This window comes from Leptospira harrisiae (assembly GCF_002811945.1).
GTDB classification, from domain to species: Bacteria; Spirochaetota; Leptospiria; order Leptospirales; family Leptospiraceae; genus Leptospira_A; species Leptospira_A harrisiae.
Map to the genome: position 1 here is coordinate 261,295 of NZ_NPDX01000005.1, position 15,257 is coordinate 276,551.

Annotated in this window: 16 protein-coding genes; 7 read left to right on the forward strand and 9 right to left on the reverse strand. The window is 38.7% G+C overall.

Annotated features, from left to right (window positions below):
- Positions 1-9: 9 nt before the first annotated feature.
- Genes CH364_RS16065 through kdsB form a run of 5 tightly spaced genes read left to right on the forward strand, consistent with a single transcriptional unit; the run spans position 10 to position 3,133 of the window.
- Complete coding sequence (locus CH364_RS16065; RefSeq protein WP_100743511.1) at positions 10-228, forward strand: flagellar FlbD family protein; 219 nt, start codon at positions 10-12, stop codon at positions 226-228.
- Between the two features lie 3 nt (positions 229-231).
- Positions 232-1,014: a motility protein A gene (locus tag CH364_RS16070; RefSeq protein ID WP_100743510.1), complete on the forward strand. Its 783-nt coding sequence runs from the start codon at positions 232-234 to the stop codon at positions 1,012-1,014.
- Between the two features lie 11 nt (positions 1,015-1,025).
- Positions 1,026-1,859 carry a flagellar motor protein MotB gene (motB, locus tag CH364_RS16075; RefSeq protein WP_040917235.1) on the forward strand — a complete coding sequence of 278 codons (834 nt, stop codon included), beginning with the start codon at positions 1,026-1,028 and terminating at the stop codon, positions 1,857-1,859.
- A 1-nt stretch (position 1,860) separates the two neighbouring features.
- Positions 1,861-2,388, forward strand: coding sequence for a flagellar basal body-associated FliL family protein (locus tag CH364_RS16080; protein ID WP_002972703.1), 528 nt, complete (start codon positions 1,861-1,863; stop codon positions 2,386-2,388).
- Between the two features lie 4 nt (positions 2,389-2,392).
- Positions 2,393-3,133, forward strand: coding sequence for a 3-deoxy-manno-octulosonate cytidylyltransferase (kdsB, locus tag CH364_RS16085; RefSeq protein ID WP_100743509.1), 741 nt, complete (start codon positions 2,393-2,395; stop codon positions 3,131-3,133).
- A gap of 52 nt (positions 3,134-3,185) precedes the next feature.
- Here the strand turns inward: kdsB and CH364_RS16090 are convergent, their stop codons facing one another.
- The 6 genes from CH364_RS16090 to CH364_RS16115 all read right to left on the reverse strand — a co-directional run bounded on the left by CH364_RS16090 (position 3,186) and on the right by CH364_RS16115 (position 11,515).
- Entirely contained in the window at positions 3,186-3,566 is a 381-nt protein-coding gene (locus tag CH364_RS16090) for a VOC family protein (RefSeq protein WP_100743508.1), read from the reverse strand.
- Positions 3,563-3,904, reverse strand: coding sequence for a TfoX/Sxy family protein (locus tag CH364_RS16095; protein ID WP_100743507.1), 342 nt, complete (start codon positions 3,902-3,904; stop codon positions 3,563-3,565). The genes CH364_RS16090 and CH364_RS16095 overlap by 4 nt, the downstream gene beginning before the upstream one ends.
- A gap of 743 nt (positions 3,905-4,647) precedes the next feature.
- Positions 4,648-6,357, reverse strand: coding sequence for a cation:proton antiporter (locus CH364_RS16100; protein ID WP_100743505.1), 1,710 nt, complete (start codon positions 6,355-6,357; stop codon positions 4,648-4,650).
- A gap of 77 nt (positions 6,358-6,434) precedes the next feature.
- Complete coding sequence (locus tag CH364_RS16105) at positions 6,435-7,931, reverse strand: TolC family protein (protein WP_100743504.1); 1,497 nt, start codon at positions 7,929-7,931, stop codon at positions 6,435-6,437.
- Complete coding sequence (locus tag CH364_RS16110; protein WP_100743503.1) at positions 7,928-9,277, reverse strand: HlyD family secretion protein; 1,350 nt, start codon at positions 9,275-9,277, stop codon at positions 7,928-7,930. Before CH364_RS16110 ends, CH364_RS16105 begins: the two co-directional genes overlap by 4 nt.
- A gap of 9 nt (positions 9,278-9,286) precedes the next feature.
- On the reverse strand, positions 9,287-11,515 hold the full coding sequence (locus tag CH364_RS16115) for an ABC transporter transmembrane domain-containing protein (RefSeq protein ID WP_100744692.1): 2,229 nt from the start codon (positions 11,513-11,515) through the stop codon (positions 9,287-9,289).
- A gap of 77 nt (positions 11,516-11,592) precedes the next feature.
- On the opposite strand from CH364_RS16115, the gene CH364_RS16120 reads away from it, so the two are divergent.
- Complete coding sequence (locus tag CH364_RS16120; protein WP_100743502.1) at positions 11,593-12,198, forward strand: YceI family protein; 606 nt, start codon at positions 11,593-11,595, stop codon at positions 12,196-12,198.
- Between the two features lie 98 nt (positions 12,199-12,296).
- Positions 12,297-12,686: a DUF1801 domain-containing protein gene (locus CH364_RS16125; protein WP_100743501.1), complete on the forward strand. Its 390-nt coding sequence runs from the start codon at positions 12,297-12,299 to the stop codon at positions 12,684-12,686.
- A gap of 309 nt (positions 12,687-12,995) precedes the next feature.
- Here the strand turns inward: CH364_RS16125 and CH364_RS16130 are convergent, their stop codons facing one another.
- From CH364_RS16130 to CH364_RS16140, 3 genes are read right to left on the reverse strand one after another with little or no spacing between them, the layout of a single operon-like run.
- Entirely contained in the window at positions 12,996-13,412 is a 417-nt protein-coding gene (locus tag CH364_RS16130) for a GFA family protein (RefSeq protein ID WP_100743500.1), read from the reverse strand.
- A 53-nt stretch (positions 13,413-13,465) separates the two neighbouring features.
- Entirely contained in the window at positions 13,466-13,939 is a 474-nt protein-coding gene (locus CH364_RS16135; protein WP_100743499.1) for an SRPBCC family protein, read from the reverse strand.
- Positions 13,926-14,270 carry an ArsR/SmtB family transcription factor gene (locus tag CH364_RS16140; RefSeq protein WP_100743498.1) on the reverse strand — a complete coding sequence of 115 codons (345 nt, stop codon included), beginning with the start codon at positions 14,268-14,270 and terminating at the stop codon, positions 13,926-13,928. The genes CH364_RS16135 and CH364_RS16140 overlap by 14 nt, the downstream gene beginning before the upstream one ends.
- Positions 14,271-15,257: the final 987 nt, after the last annotated feature.

Here is a 15,257-nt window from a genome sequence, read left to right on the forward strand (position 1 = left end):
GGGGATCTCTTGGTCATTTTACATCGACTCAAAGGTGCGGAATTTGTTCTCAATGCAGATTTGATTGAGACCATTGAAGCAAATCCAGATACGATCATCACTCTTGTGAATGAAAAGAAATTCATTGTACAAGAACCAGTTGCGGAAGTTGTGGAAAAGGTAATTGCTTACCAAACGAGAATCCACAACCTCCCTCGAGTTGGTGAAAGAAGGCCTGAGGAAACATAAGAAATGGATATAGCTACAGTCATTGGTTTGGCCCTAGGAGCGGCCTTGATGTTACTTGGGGTGGTTTCGGGTGGTCTTTCTTTAACTGACCTAATCGATATTCCCTCGGTAATGATTACATTCGGTGGGGCAGCAGCAGCCACGATCATTTCTTTCCCATGGACCTCTACCATTGGAGTGGGAGGTGTTACCAAAAAAGCCTTCCAAAATCCTCCCTCAGACTTACCTGGACTCATTACGACACTTGTTAGTTTTTCTGAAAAAGCCCGCCGTGAAGGTCTTCTCGCTCTAGAAGATGATATCAACGAACTGCCGGAAGAATTTTTAAAGAAGGGGATCCAACTAGTTGTGGATGGAACCGATCCCGAGCTCGTTCGAAATATTATGGAAACCGAAATTGGGAATACTGCCTCAAGACATGCCTATGGTCGAGGTTGGTGGGATGCTTATGCAGGTTTTGCGCCAGGGTTCGGAATGCTTGGGACCCTTGTGGGTCTTGTGGGGATGTTAAAGAACTTAGGTGGTGGGGATGCGAGTGCCATTGGACAAGGTATGGCGACAGCCCTTATTACAACATTATACGGATCACTTGCACAGAACTTATTTGCTGCCCCGATTGTTAGAAAACTAACACGAAGATCGGAAGATGAACTTGTGATCAAACAAGTTATGGTGGAAGGAACTCTTTCCATCCAATCTGGGGACAACCCACGAATTGTTAAAGAGAAGTTGGCGAGTTTCTTAACTCCTGCAGAACGATCTGCATTGAAAGACGACGGAGATTAATACTAAAAACCATGGCGTCTAAAAAAGAAAAATGTCCTGAGTGCATCCAAAAAGTTCCCGAGTTCATGGCAACTTACGGGGACATGGTGACACTTCTCCTTTGTTTCTTTATCCTTTTATATACAACGGGAAAAACAGATGCAAAGGAGATGCAGATCATTTTGTCTGCATTCAAATCCACAACCGGATTTTTCACTGGGGGACAAACACTTTCAAAAGGATCTTTGGAAGAGATGGGCATGCAAATAGAATCCCTTCCTTCCCAAGTGGTTGGTCGTAATCTTTCTAAATCAAAAAAAGATGCCCAAGAAGTTTTTAAACCAGAAGTAGAAGCAGGAAAAGTCAGGATTTCAGAAAACGAAAGAGGGCTTGTGATTTCTCTTGTAGGTGCAGATTATTTTTATCCTGGTTCTGCAATACTAACACCAGCTATTCGAGAAACATTACGAAAAGCCGCGGGCCTTATCAAAGGACTCGAACGTTTTGTTCGAGTGGAAGGACATAGTGATGACGATGCAGTCAATCCTGTGAATCGTCCTGGTCGTGAAGAACGCGAATATATTAATAACTGGGATTTGGCGGGAGCAAGAGCAGTCAATGCTACCGTTTTTATGATCAATTCAGAAGAAATTGAACCAAGTTGGTTCCAAGCTGTTAGTTTTGGATCCTATAGACCTCTTGTTTTGGAAAATGAAGGTACACCGGAAGCAAAAGCTTTTAACCGAAGGGTAGATATCATCATTCTAACTGAGAAGTCTACGAAACGGGCGCCAGGGGAAAGTAAATATGGACTACCTGACACTCGTTTGCCGAACACTGAAACAAATGTAGAAGGAGAATTTTAACATGGGTGACCGTGAAGTAGATGAAGAAGAAGGTGGGTTAGCCGAAGGTAGTTCCGCCTCTGCAGGGATGTCCCCCATTGTAAAATGGTTATTATACATTGCTGCTGCGATTTTCGGAATTATTATTGTAACCGTTATATCAATGTTTGTTGCTCAAAAAACGGCAACAAGTGTGTTTAAACAACAGAAGAATATCTCTCTTGTGAAAGCTCCCCCTCCTTTGGAAGTTTACACATTTCAAGAAGAATTTAGAGTAAACACATCTGATGTTGGTGAATCACACTTTGTAAAGTTAAAGATGTCTCTTGGATTTGAATCAGGTCAACCTGCACTTTCTGCGGAACTTGCTGCACGTGTGGCGCAAATGCAAAACATCATTAACCTTGTGATTGCTCGTAAAACAAAAGACGATTTAAAATCCATTACCAACCAGTTGGATTTACGTGAGGAAATCAAAGCCCACTTAAATCATATTTTGACCAATGGAAAAATCAAAGAAGTTTACTTTACCGAGTTCTTGGTAAACTAGGACTATGTCCGACCAAATCCTCGGTGTGATCCCCGCTCGTTTTGCGAGCACAAGATTTCCCGGAAAACCACTGGCCCTCATTGGCGAAAAACCGATGATCCAGTGGACCTACCATCACGCTTCACTCTCCAAGTCTATCCACCGTTTGGTGGTCGCTACCGATGACAAACGAATTCACGATGCAGTCATCAAATTTGGTGGGGAATCAGTTTTAACTAGTCCCGACCATCCCACAGGAACCGATCGTATCATTGAAGTCGCAGAAAAGTATCCTAACTACGGAATCATTCTCAACATCCAAGGCGACGAACCGGGGATGGAACCCAAACTCATGGATGGAGTTTTGGATTTAAAAACCAAACATAGAAATTGGGAAATGACTACAGCAGCAGTTCCCTTTGCCTCCACAGAAGACCCAAAAGACCCTAACAAAGTAAAGGTGGTGTTTGACAGAATCGGACGTGCTAATTATTTTTCCCGTTCTCCCATCCCCGCTTCCTTTAAGGGAGAGGCAACTTACCATCGGCATTTAGGAATTTATGCCTATGAAAGAGAATTTTTAATGAATTATAATCATCTGCCGACTTCCGATTGGGAAACGGTAGAATCTTTAGAACAACTTCGTGCTTTGCAGAATGGATCTACCATTGGTGTTTATCTTTCGGATAAGGCCAACTTGGGTGTAGATTCCCCAGCAGATTTAGAAGTGGTGGTAAAAGATTTTAAAGAGAAGGGTTTGATTTAGAGGATATATTAGAAGAGTATTACGTTTGCGGTTAAATGCCGTTATTCTTCATTTACTTTGCCATTGGAGTACAAATTTCAATAATTGTTCCAAACATGTCTTGAACGTAAGCTACTGATTGACCCCAAGATTTTTCCTCGGGCCTTTTAAGTTCTTTTGCTCCGTTCTGAATAGCTGTTTCAAAAGCCTTTATTATATTTGCAGTTGAAAATGCTATTTCAAAACAATTTTTTAAACCTTTTTGTGCATCGATATTAATATTCATTTTTAGCATTTCATTGTTTGCAAAAGCTAACACTGTTTCTCCAGTTTCCATTTCAGCATACATATTTGATTCGTGGATAAACCTTGTTTTTAATCCAAATGCTTTTTGGTAAAACTCTGTTGCTTTTACAGCATCATCGACATAGATAATTACATAATTCAATTTCATCTTGTTTCTCCTTTTGTTTTTTTCTTTTTTGGTTTAGGTTCTGGTAATTCGTCTGCAGTTATTCTTATTAAATGGCTAATCCATTCACGGTCATCGATTTTATCTTCTATTAAAAAACTTTTTTTTGCGCCAGGATATGGAGGTGCCTCTTTAACATCACCAATAAATGCTTTTCCTCCTTCAGTTGGTTTGACAAACAGTTGATTATCGCATATCAAAGCGACTATTTTATCATAAGAATAAATAGCATATTCACCAAACATTTTTTTGCAGGTAATAGTTCCTGCATTTTCTATTTGTTCAACAACGTAATCAACAAAATCCTGATTTGATGACATTTTATCATTCTCCTTTCTTTAGGGGCGTATGGCATATAATAAACTAGACTAACCGATGTTCCTCGCCCCTGAGTCTCGAAGAGACTTTACGGACTGGCACGTAGTTTGCGGATGCAAACGAGTGACAGAAGGGGAATGTGCCGAAGCGCAGCGTTTCCTCTTCTGTTATACGCAGGAAATGATTACTATGATTAAATGGGAAACTAAATCTATTTTCTTTAATTATTTTATATATCTTGATACAGTCATTAAAAATAAGTTTATCCTGAACATTTTAAATCGCGCTGAATTATACAATTATCTCTACTTACAGTGCATGATACATATCCAGGTGGATCTTTAAGACACGATTGATATAAAAAAATATCGCATATTGTAATTGTTAGAGCAGGATTGCAGGCATCTTCTTTTTCCTTTGTCTCTTTTGATTTTCCAAATATTTCCTCTCTTTCGCTTTGGCAATTTATAAGAAATATAAGGCATAGAATTATAGGTAAATATCTAAATGTTTTTATATTTTTATAAATCTTTTTAACATTTTTTAAGAGGTATGTAATTTATGGTGCTCTTTACTATAGTGAGGAAAAATTAATAATTCAATTTAAGGAAAACATTAACATTTAATATTTCAATTTTATAATTAGAGGAATTTGCATTTCTTACGCATAACAGTATAGAATCGAGTCTCTATTTTTTTAAACAGAGACAACTCGATTCTAATCCATTTGTATCCTAAGAAATGACTACACTTCCCTTTCGTTATTTCTCATCCCTCGAGAGATATAATCGTACAAAAATTCTCCGGTAATCACACCTGGGATGATTACTTTTTGTGCTCCATCAGCCACCAACTTTTTAGCCTCGCCTGGTTCATCACTGGTTAGAATGATTTTTGCATTCGGTGCTAATTTGCTAAGTGTAGAAAGCAAACGATTGTTATTGGTTCCTTTTAAAAAGGAATCAGAAATGGTACAAATTACCATCGAAGCGTCATGAAGGCCAATATGGGATAACGAATCAGGGTGAGCAAGATCGGCATAAGCCCATTGGAATCCTTTGTTTGTGAGTTCGTCCTTAAAGGCAGGATTGTAGTCAGCAATGATGATCCGTTTGATAAGGGATGGAGATAAGTCTTCTAAGTATTCCACAAAGGCACGGGCAATGCGGAAATATCCAAGAACGATGATATCTCGCACCATTCCATCTCCATGGCCGCCATGCCCACCATGACCGGCTTTGTCGTCTTTCGTTGACTCTTCTGTTTGGTCGGAGATTCCTATCTTTGCTAACAAACGTTCCAATGTGGCCGCAATGTCATGATTGAACATGATGATATATGTGGATAAAATGGATGCAATGATGGTCGAAGTTAAAATCACCGCTTGTAATTTTGGAGTGATGTGTTCGAATCCAGCACCTAACGCTAAAATAACGAGAGAGAATTCTGAAATCTGAGCTAGGTTGAGAGCAGTTAGAAATCCATTTCGAACTCCTTTGTTCAGTTTGATAATGACGGGAGCAATGGTAATCATTCTTACAAATAACATAAGAGCAATGATAGCTGCCGATAGTCCGATCACTTCCAAACTAGGAAGAGGAACTTTTAGGCCTAGGGCCACAAAAAATAGAGTTACAAAGAAGTCGCGAATTCCAATCAGTTTGGAGATGACATCCGCACCATATGGGAAAGCAGCGATACTCATACCTGCCACGAGGGCACCCATTTCTTTGGAAAGTCCCGCTTCGCCTGCAATCCCGCAAACGAGAAAACACCACATGATGGAAGTTAATAGAATGAGCTCTGGGCTACTCGCACAGGCTTTGTATAATTTTGCTAAAACATAACGGCTGACACTAAAACTAAAGGCAATGAGTAAAACGATGATACCAACAGAAGTTAGGATTTTTAAAACTTCTGGATTGTTTAAGTTAGGTTGAACCCCCATAAACAAAATGGCCCAGATGTCTTGGAATACCAAAACCCCTACAGTTAGTTTTCCTGAGAGAGTATTGATTTCCACTTTGTCTTGAAGTAATTTAACAACGATTAAAGTAGAGCTGAGTGATAGGGCCACAGCAATATAAAGAAGGTCGAATTTTTCAGAACCAATCGAAAGTCCAAAAAAAGGAAACACAGAGTAAACGAAGGCAACTGAAAGTGTAAACTGAAGGATCCCCAAAGTAAACATGGCCTTACCCATTTTCGCAAGTTCGGCCAAATTGATTTCTAATCCGATGATGAAAAGTAGTAAGATGAGTCCGATTTCAGAAATGAGTTCAATACTGGCTTCGTTCGTGACAAGTTCAAACCCCATTTCCTTGCCGAGCATGGCTCCACCAATGATATAACCTAAAATTAACGGTTGTTTGAGGACTCTGGCAATGTGACTTAAGACTGTTGCAAAAATAATACTAAGACCAATGTCTTGTAATAGTGACTCTTCCCCGTGCATAGATACCTTCTTTAGGGAAAAGTTTAGAGATTCATGGAGTAGTGAAAGTCGTTTTTTTTTCTGAACAATAAAACAAACTACGGATTGGGCGAAATTTGCAAAACCGATGCTGTTGCTGCTTGAAAATGGGCTATGGCTACATGATGATCGTACAAAGCCTTAATTTCTCGGACAGCTGCTTCGGCACTTGTCTGTTCTCGAATATTCACAAATAGAAGTGTAGAGTCACCAAGGGCAAATCGTTCTCTTTCCATCTCTTCTAACTTTCGCGCTAATTCTACTTCATTTTGAGTAACAGTGACACGTTTTGCTGAAGCAATCACCTCGGAAATTGCATCTTGTACTTCGGTTTTGATTTTATCTTTTGAAAATTGTAGTTCTTGGTCGAGTTGGGCAATCTTTGCTTCAGCTGCTCCAATCATCCCTCTCGGTCTTTTGGTTTGGATGGGGAGGTTGAGGATGAGAGAGGCTTCTAGTTCTGGTTTAGCTCTTGTAACAGAACCTGGTCCAAAGTCTTGGGATCCAGCTACTACTAAATCTACTTGTGGTTTTAATGAATTGTATCCCATATCTTGGTCCACTCGGACTTTGTCTCGTTTGAATTCAAAGTCCTGCAGTTCCGGTCGATACTTCCATGCGAGTTTGATACTTTTTTCCAATTCCACTTTTTTATAATCAATAGGTTTGGGAAATCCAATGGGCAATCGGTTTGTTGTTGGTAGGATTAAATTCCCATCCGGTGCACGTAGGAATAAAGACAAATCGATGGCCGCTTTTTGCATCTCTCTTTCTGCAGAAACAAATTGAGATTCTCTTTGTAAAATGGCACGGTCGTTTTCCGTTCCTTCCATTTTTGGAATGTCACCTAACTTGATTCTTTCGGTAATTTGGTTTTGTCTGTTCTTTGCGATTGCTAACAAGTCTTTGTTGACTAAATACTCTTGTCCGCTGGCGACCCATTTCCAGTACCGTTTGCTCGCTTCTTTGATGACTTCGATTTTTAATTTTTGAATGGAGAGTTCGGCAAGTCTTCTATCAAGGTCCGCTTTTTTGATGTCGGCTCTGTTTTTATCAATCTCACGATTGCGCATGAGGGGAAAGATGGCACCTGCACGAATTTCTCCATGATCATTTGTTTCTCTTTTTCCATCATACACAGGGAAGTTTCCACGTCCAATTCGGTAACCCGCAAAAAAGGATGTACCGCCGAGTGGTGTTGGTTTTTCAAACATAGCGTCGGCGGCATTGTTTGTATAATAACCCATTGGTTTTGTGGTTCCCATGGATTTAAATTGTAAGTCAAAGGCACCTTCGGCTGCGAGGTAATTGTATTCGGCTTCCGATAAAAGTTTTTCTGCTGCTAAAACTAATGGATACGATTTTTCCACTGATTTTAAAAGTTCTGCTAAAGTGAGAACTCCTGGTTGTTGGTTGATATAATCCTGAGAATAAATGTTCGGACCATGTAAGGATTCAAAGGGATCACGTGTTGGATCAGCCTCGATGACAAAGGAAAAAAACATTCCAAAGGGACAGAGGAGTGCAAGTAGAGATTGTTTGAATTTAGATTTCATTTGACCTTATCTCCACTACCAGTTTCATCTAACAATGATTTCATTTCTGGATCATCCATTGGTAAGTTAGGTGGAAAGTCGTTAAACCTTCTCCAGAGTTCGTATCCCACACTCACACGGTTGAGAAAAATCCATCCTTTTGCTCTCACACCTTGTCTGAGATAACGACTTGTGGGCCATTTACGATCATCTTGATCTGGGATCACAAGGACTCGGAAATTTCCGGAACCATTGTCTGTGATATCCACAAGTTTGACTATCCCACCAAAAGTTCCTACAGCAGTTTCAGGCCAACCACTGATTTGTAAAACAGGGTATCCTTGGAATTGTAATCGAACCTTTCTTCCTTCACCAACGAGTGGTATGTCGTTGCCTGAGATAAAAAGTTCTACTGCTTTGTCTTCTGCATCAGGAACAAGGATTGCAACTCCATCGCCTTCCTTCACTTGTTGTGTGTCGGGATTCACCAAAATTCGCATAATGGTTCCATCCCTTGGTGCAAATATTTCTTGGGTCTCCTGCCTGGATAACCGGGCTTCTAGTTTGGGAAGGTCTTCCAAAACACGAGCCACTTCCGATTGCGCCGATGCTAAGGAAGCCTTTGCATCATTGATCGACGCTTCTGCATCTTGTGCTACTTTTCCGGTGTCACTATACAATGCCCTTTCCTCTTTGATGGCTGCATCGTATGAGGCTTTGGCCCGATCAAGTCCTGTTTCTGCATTGGTATGGTCTAATTCTGCAAGTTCCAAAGTTCGTTTGGAAGTGAGTCCTTTTTCCCATAATTGTTTTTGTCGATCTAGGTTGAGGTTGGTAGTTTTTAAAGCAGCCTTTGCAGCATCTACTGCTTGTTCGCTGGCTCGAACTCGGTCTTTTGCCATCATCCTTCTGGAATCTGCGGCATCAACGGCGCTACCACGGGAAGATCGTAAACTAATGATCCGCGAACGAATGTTATCTTCTCTAGATCTTGCTGCTTCCAATCTTTGTAAAAGTGCATTTTTTTCTTCACGAATCCTACTAATAAAATTAGGATCATTGTCAGAAATATCAATGATTGGATCACCTTTTTTGACACGTGTTCCTTCATGCACATGCCATTTCACAACACGGCCACTGATGGGAGATTCAATGACTTGTTGCCGGTCTAGGGGGGCGTAAGCAACAACTCGTCCAAATCCCATTGTGGTTTGTTGCCAAGGAACATATAAAAGGATGAGAACACACAAAAAGAAAATAATCGTAAGAACGTAAGCAAGACTTTGTGCAGGCAATGCTGTTTGTACCAATCGATAGGAAGGTAGATTTTTATGGAGTTTCCATTTTTGTGACAGATCAGTTTTCATAAGCCAACTTTAAGAATTTACCTTTATGGAATGGGAGTCGTTTTCTAAACGTAGTACTTGATCCATTTGAGAAAGCACAGTGGGAGATTTGGATACGACGAAAAGTGTCCATTCTCTATTTTTTTGTAAAAGAAGTTTAAGGGTTGAATTAAGAAGAGATGGAGGTAAAAGATCTAAGTTTCCATCAATTAACAATAGTTTTGGCTTTCCAATCAATGCTCTTGCAATAGAAATAATAGTAGTTTGGATTGTGTCGAATGGATGTCCAAAGGTTAAAAGCGGAGTGTGAATTCCGTTTGGTAGAGATTGAATGGTTTCCCAAATTCCCAATTCCACCAACAATTCTCTAATTTCAATTAATGATATTTCTTCTCTACCCACACGAATGTTTTCCAATATAGTTCCTTCAAAAATTTCATTTCCTCTAATGAGAAATGTAACGGAATGAATTTGTTCTTTAGAAACTTCATGAATGTTTTGGTGATTGTATTCCACAATTCCTGAGATAGGAGTTCTCATACCGCATAATAAATCTAATAGAATATGAGCATCATATGGAGTATTTGAAGAGATACCTATAGATTTACCTGCCGAAACTTTTAAATTAAATTGATTAAAGATTTTGTGACCATTGCTAAGAGAATAGTGGATTCCAGAAAGTTGTACTTGGATTGGTCCTTCAGGAATTTCAAATTCTACAGTTTTGACAGGGATCGTTGGTAAATGGAATACAGAGTTGATTTTGTCAACAGCAGCAATCAAACTATAAAAACTATCCAATTGTTTGCCAAATTTAGAAATATCGCTGAGGACTTTTGCAATGACAAGTTCTGCCGCAACTAGTTGTCCAATTGTAAGTTGTCTGTGGATGACTAAATAACCACCTAATCCCAGTACAATGGCACTTGCAAAAGCTTGGATTCCGACAAGACCAATGATTTGGCGGATATAGTTAAAAAAGTATTTTTTTCTAGCATATAAATAATCTCGGATGAAAGAATCTGCTTTGTCTAATGCAAAGTTGGAACCAAATGTAGAATGAAAAAGAGCCGAATGCCTGGATATTTCTTCCAACCATGCAGCCACTTTGTATTTTTCTTTTGAAATTTTAATATAATTTTCTGCAGCTGGTTTTCCCAATCGATAGGTAACCCAATACCCTCCAATAAACAAAATCAGAAAAGAAAATACAATAAAGATGGGATGATAAAAGGAAATCAGAACAAAACCAATGACGGTAGTAAGAACGACGGAAAGTCCATCAACTAACAGGGAATGAATGGATTTTTGAATGGTCATTGTATCAAAAAAACGATTCACAAGTTCTGGATTGTGATGTTTGTCCAAAACATCTTGTCGAATTTTTGGAAATTTAACTGCAAATTCTGTTGCAATCCTTACAAACACTCTTCGTTGTAAAATCTCAACAACATAGATTTGGATGGTTTGCATGGCTCCTGCAAAACCTAGAAAAAATACAACTAACAATGTTAATATGATAACGGGTTGGATTAAAACTCCAAACGCTACAATATTTACAAGTGAGGATGTTGCAACTGGAACAACTAATGAAAGAATTCCAATTCCGATTCCATATATAAAAACAATCCAAACATCTTTGGATTCCATTCGGATTAAATGAGTGATTTGTTTCAGTGCTGTTTTGACAGCAGAATCGTTCTTTATTATTTCTTTGTTCGTTGAAAAAGGGAAAGTTGGCTCGACAATCACCCAATCAACAAACTCTTTGTTTGATTTAATACCGATTAGTTTTAGTAATTCTTTTTCTGAATGCCATTCTTCTTCCGCATCCATTTGATTGAGAGCTTTGATTCGATAGGAAGATGTTTGGTAACTCAAAATTGCATAGAATTCGGGTAACTGGTTGGTTTCGTTTGTTACTTGGAATACGAAGGGGGAACCTTCGGTGATATACGATCTTATGTCTTGTAAAGTTTTTTGAACAATGTTTAGGCGAACGTTGTATTGGTGTGAGGCAGCAAAAAGAAAATCATAAAAATTCTGATTGGTAAGATGTCTGTACTTGCTACGTAGAGAGCGAAATCCTTCGATGATTTGGCTTGGAACAGAATGAATGTGTAATGATTCAGATAAAAAATCCAGAACCAATTTAGCCAAATCTTCCATAGAAGTGAGCCTCAGAGATTGACTTTCTTCTTTTTTTTTGAAGAGTTGGTTCTTGAAGTGAAATACCAACGTTTGTAAAAATTTTAACATGCGAATTGTGATTCGAGTGTTAGACTCCACTTGACAAAACGTTGTTCTAGATTTTCTATTTTCCAGTAGAGGTTTCCATGAAAATTTTTAATTCTATTTTGGTACTAATCGCACTCAGCACCATCTCACAATTGGTTGCTCAAGAGAATTGTATGTATGAGTATGATCCCGCACAAACCTCCTTGGAGTGGACAGCGTTCAAATTTACTGAGAAAACAGGAGTTAAAGGTAAGTTTGATTCCATCAAAGTTGTTGGTAAACAAAAAGATAAATCAAAGTTTGGTGCTGTAAAATCAATTCAGTTTCAAATAGATTCTTCTTCCGTAAATTCCGGTGTACCTGATAGAGATGGAAAAATCAAAAAATTCTTTTTTGGCTCTGTGAAAGGAAACAAAAAAATCTCAGGATCGTTCTCTGATATCACAGATGGAGAATCCGGTACTGCGAAATTAAATTTGAAGTTCGGAAGTGCCAAAATAATTGTGCCAGTAAATTTTGTTTGGAAAGAGAATGTTCTGGAAGTTGTTGGAACCGTTGATGTTGTGGGTCTTGGTCTACAATCTGGCCTAAGTAAATTAAATGCTGAATGTAATGACTTACACAAAGGTTCAGATGGTCTTAGTAAACTCTGGCCGACAGTTGATGTAAAGGTAATCTCAACAGTAAAGAAAATTTGTAAATAAGAATCACTGCCAAATTGTTTTTGCAAACTTTCAATTATGATTTGGTAGCTACAATTTTCCTTCCTTACAATTATCAATAAAAATGAGAGACTATCTATATGAGTAAAGAAATCGAAACTTATAATAAATCACAACCAGGTTCAGACCAAGAGATTTGTAATCTTTTATATCAAGAAATTAATCTGCATCTTCCCAAGGCGGAAAAAAAGATATGGCATGCTCATCCTGTTTGGTTTTTGGATGGAAATCCCATTGTTGGTTATAGTAAGATGAAGACGAATGTTCGGCTTCTGTTCTGGAGTGGCCAAAGCTTTGATGAGGATGGACTTACACCCGAAGGTAGTTTTAAGGCAGCAGAAGTTCGTTTTACCGATGTGAATCAAATCAAAAAAAAAGATCTGAAACGTTGGCTGGGTGATGCTGAAAAAATTCAATGGGACTACAAAAACATTGTGAAACGAAAAGGTGTTTTGGAGCGCTTGAAATAAATTATTAGATTCAGTGTGCGGATATACTCAATTCGTATAGTCGCAAGTTTTTTGTGCGTTTATCTGTAGTCCGTATAAATGCCAAGTTGCGGCTGCTATTAGGATCCATTTTGCTTCTACCCTGTTTTCTTTCTATCTTTACCTAACATTTCCTAACAAATGATCTTTTTCCCAAACCAACCTCTGCGCCAGCGATAGAAGCGGAAATCCTTTCGCTGGAGCGAAAGATTGGCGCGGATAGCGCGGTCGTTATCCAATGAACCATTGATCAACTAACAAATTCGAGGCGCACCACCTCAAAATCTAATGTTAAGATTGTGGCATGGTTTCAAATTTTGGAAGGGACGGATCGAGATGGTCCCAAACATAACCACGTTTTGTATAGGTGACCGCTTGCGGTTGGTAGAGGTTTGGGTCATCTAGACTCGTTGCATGGATAGTAAATAGATTTGGCATGGCAGCAAAGGTCATGTACACTGGTGAACCACAATTAGGACAGAAACTACTGGTTTTGGTATTGCCACTATCACCCACCATTTCAAAGTTAGTGGGGTTTCCTTCTAGGCTCACGGATTGCCGAGTTGGAAATGTAAGATAGGAACCATGTCCTGTTCCACTCATACGTTGGCAGTCGCGGCATTGACAATCATTCATAAACATTGGTTTTTCGTTTATTTTGTAACGAATGGTGCCGCAAGCGCAGCCACCTGTATAGATTAGATCCATGGTATTCTCCTAAAGTTTTAAATATTTCAACAAATGTTTGTTATGTTTCTAGTCTAAAGCGTTGAAATATGTCCTGCTAGTGGGCGACCTGATTCCAAAAATGTTTTGAGATTGGAAAGAACACTTGGCCAACCTGTAGAAATTCCTGTAAACATTTGAGGGTCTAGATCTTCATGGGTCACAACCAAACGAATAAGACCATTAGCGTAAGGTTCAATATCAAAAGTGACACGTGAGTGTTTTGATTCATCATTCATTTCCTTTGGTCTTGACCAAGAAATGACTAACTTGTTAGGTGGGTTTACTTCCAAAACTTTACCAAGAATGTCTACAGTTTTTTCATCATCCATCTTTACATGTTTCCATTCAGAGCCAATTTTCCATTCGGAAACATTTATATGTGCAGGGTTTTTTGACAAAGGATCGGACCAATATTGACATGTCACTTTTGGGTCGATGATTGCATTCCATACCTTTTCAGGTGTGCTGAGTATATAAGTCACATAAACGAAGTTAAGTGGTTTCATTTTGATCTCCTTCAAGTTTTGTTTTTAAGTCGTGTAGGAAACTTAAACGATTCTCTTCAAATTTTCTAACCCAACGTTCATATACCTCGTGAATCGGTACGGGGTTGATGAAATGAAGTTTCTCTCGACCTTTCCATACAACCGTTATCAAATTTGCATTGATAAGGATTTCTATATGTTGTGATGCTGATTGCCTTTGCATATCGAGTTGTTCACAGAGTTGGGAGAGAGTTTGGCCATTGTTAGTATAGAGTAGATCGAGGACTTTTCTTCGGCTTGGGTCTGCCATCGCCTTAAATACTAGATCAGTCTCTTTTCCTTCCTCTGGCATACAAGGAACTTTATGCAGGTATTTACCTGCATGTCAATAATAAAATTAGAAAATGAACGAAGGTATTTGCTGTTATCAATGAAATGGGGTGATCGGAAGCGGGGTTGGGAGCGCGCAGCTAATGGCAATTCGAATCACTCGCAAGGAGGGGATGAGCGGCTATTTATCATTCGGATAGCTCACGCAGGCGTGTTGGTAAACGCATTGCGAATAATTCTTTCCCTATGACTGGTTTTTAGTATTAGATTTAGTTTTTGGGAATGATTATAGAATAAGATTTTTGGATTTTCGACGCGATCATGGAAATCTTGAATTTGGATGAATTTAAGGTCTACATGTAATAAAGGAGAATTGTACAAACATATAAGAAAACGATTTTTGCCTACATGTTCTCCTGTAAAACCAACTAACAGATCACCTATTTGATCTGCGAATTGTTTCATGTCTTCTGTAATTAAAACAATGTCTAATCCGAATATTTATCTAGTTCTCCAGTAATGGAAGATCCCGCACAACAAATGGATATAAACCGCTCATTTGATTTAGCAAAGTTAATCAATTTTTCTAAGTAATTTTCGAAGAAGTCCATTGTTAGATTTTTCCTTATTTTTAATTAAATTGGTTTTCCCGAACGATTGAATCTTCTTCGGTGTCAAAATCTTTTTTTCTCGAGATCTATACGAATAACAGTTAAAGACAATTGATAGTTGGTTATATGAATTGCTTATTGCCAACTTTGTTTTTTCTTGCAAATCTAAATATTAAGTTATCATAAATTATTTGCATCATTATTTTACGAAGAACCTTACTCAGATTTTCATATAAAGATAATTGATATCGGAGTAAACAATGTTAACGAAATTTTCGATTCATTCGATACAGTTTAGTATTAGAAAAAATACAATCCTACCCAGATGGCACAAACTACGTAATCACGGTATCAAGTAAACCCTCAACCCAGACATGCACAATCAGCAATGGATTTGG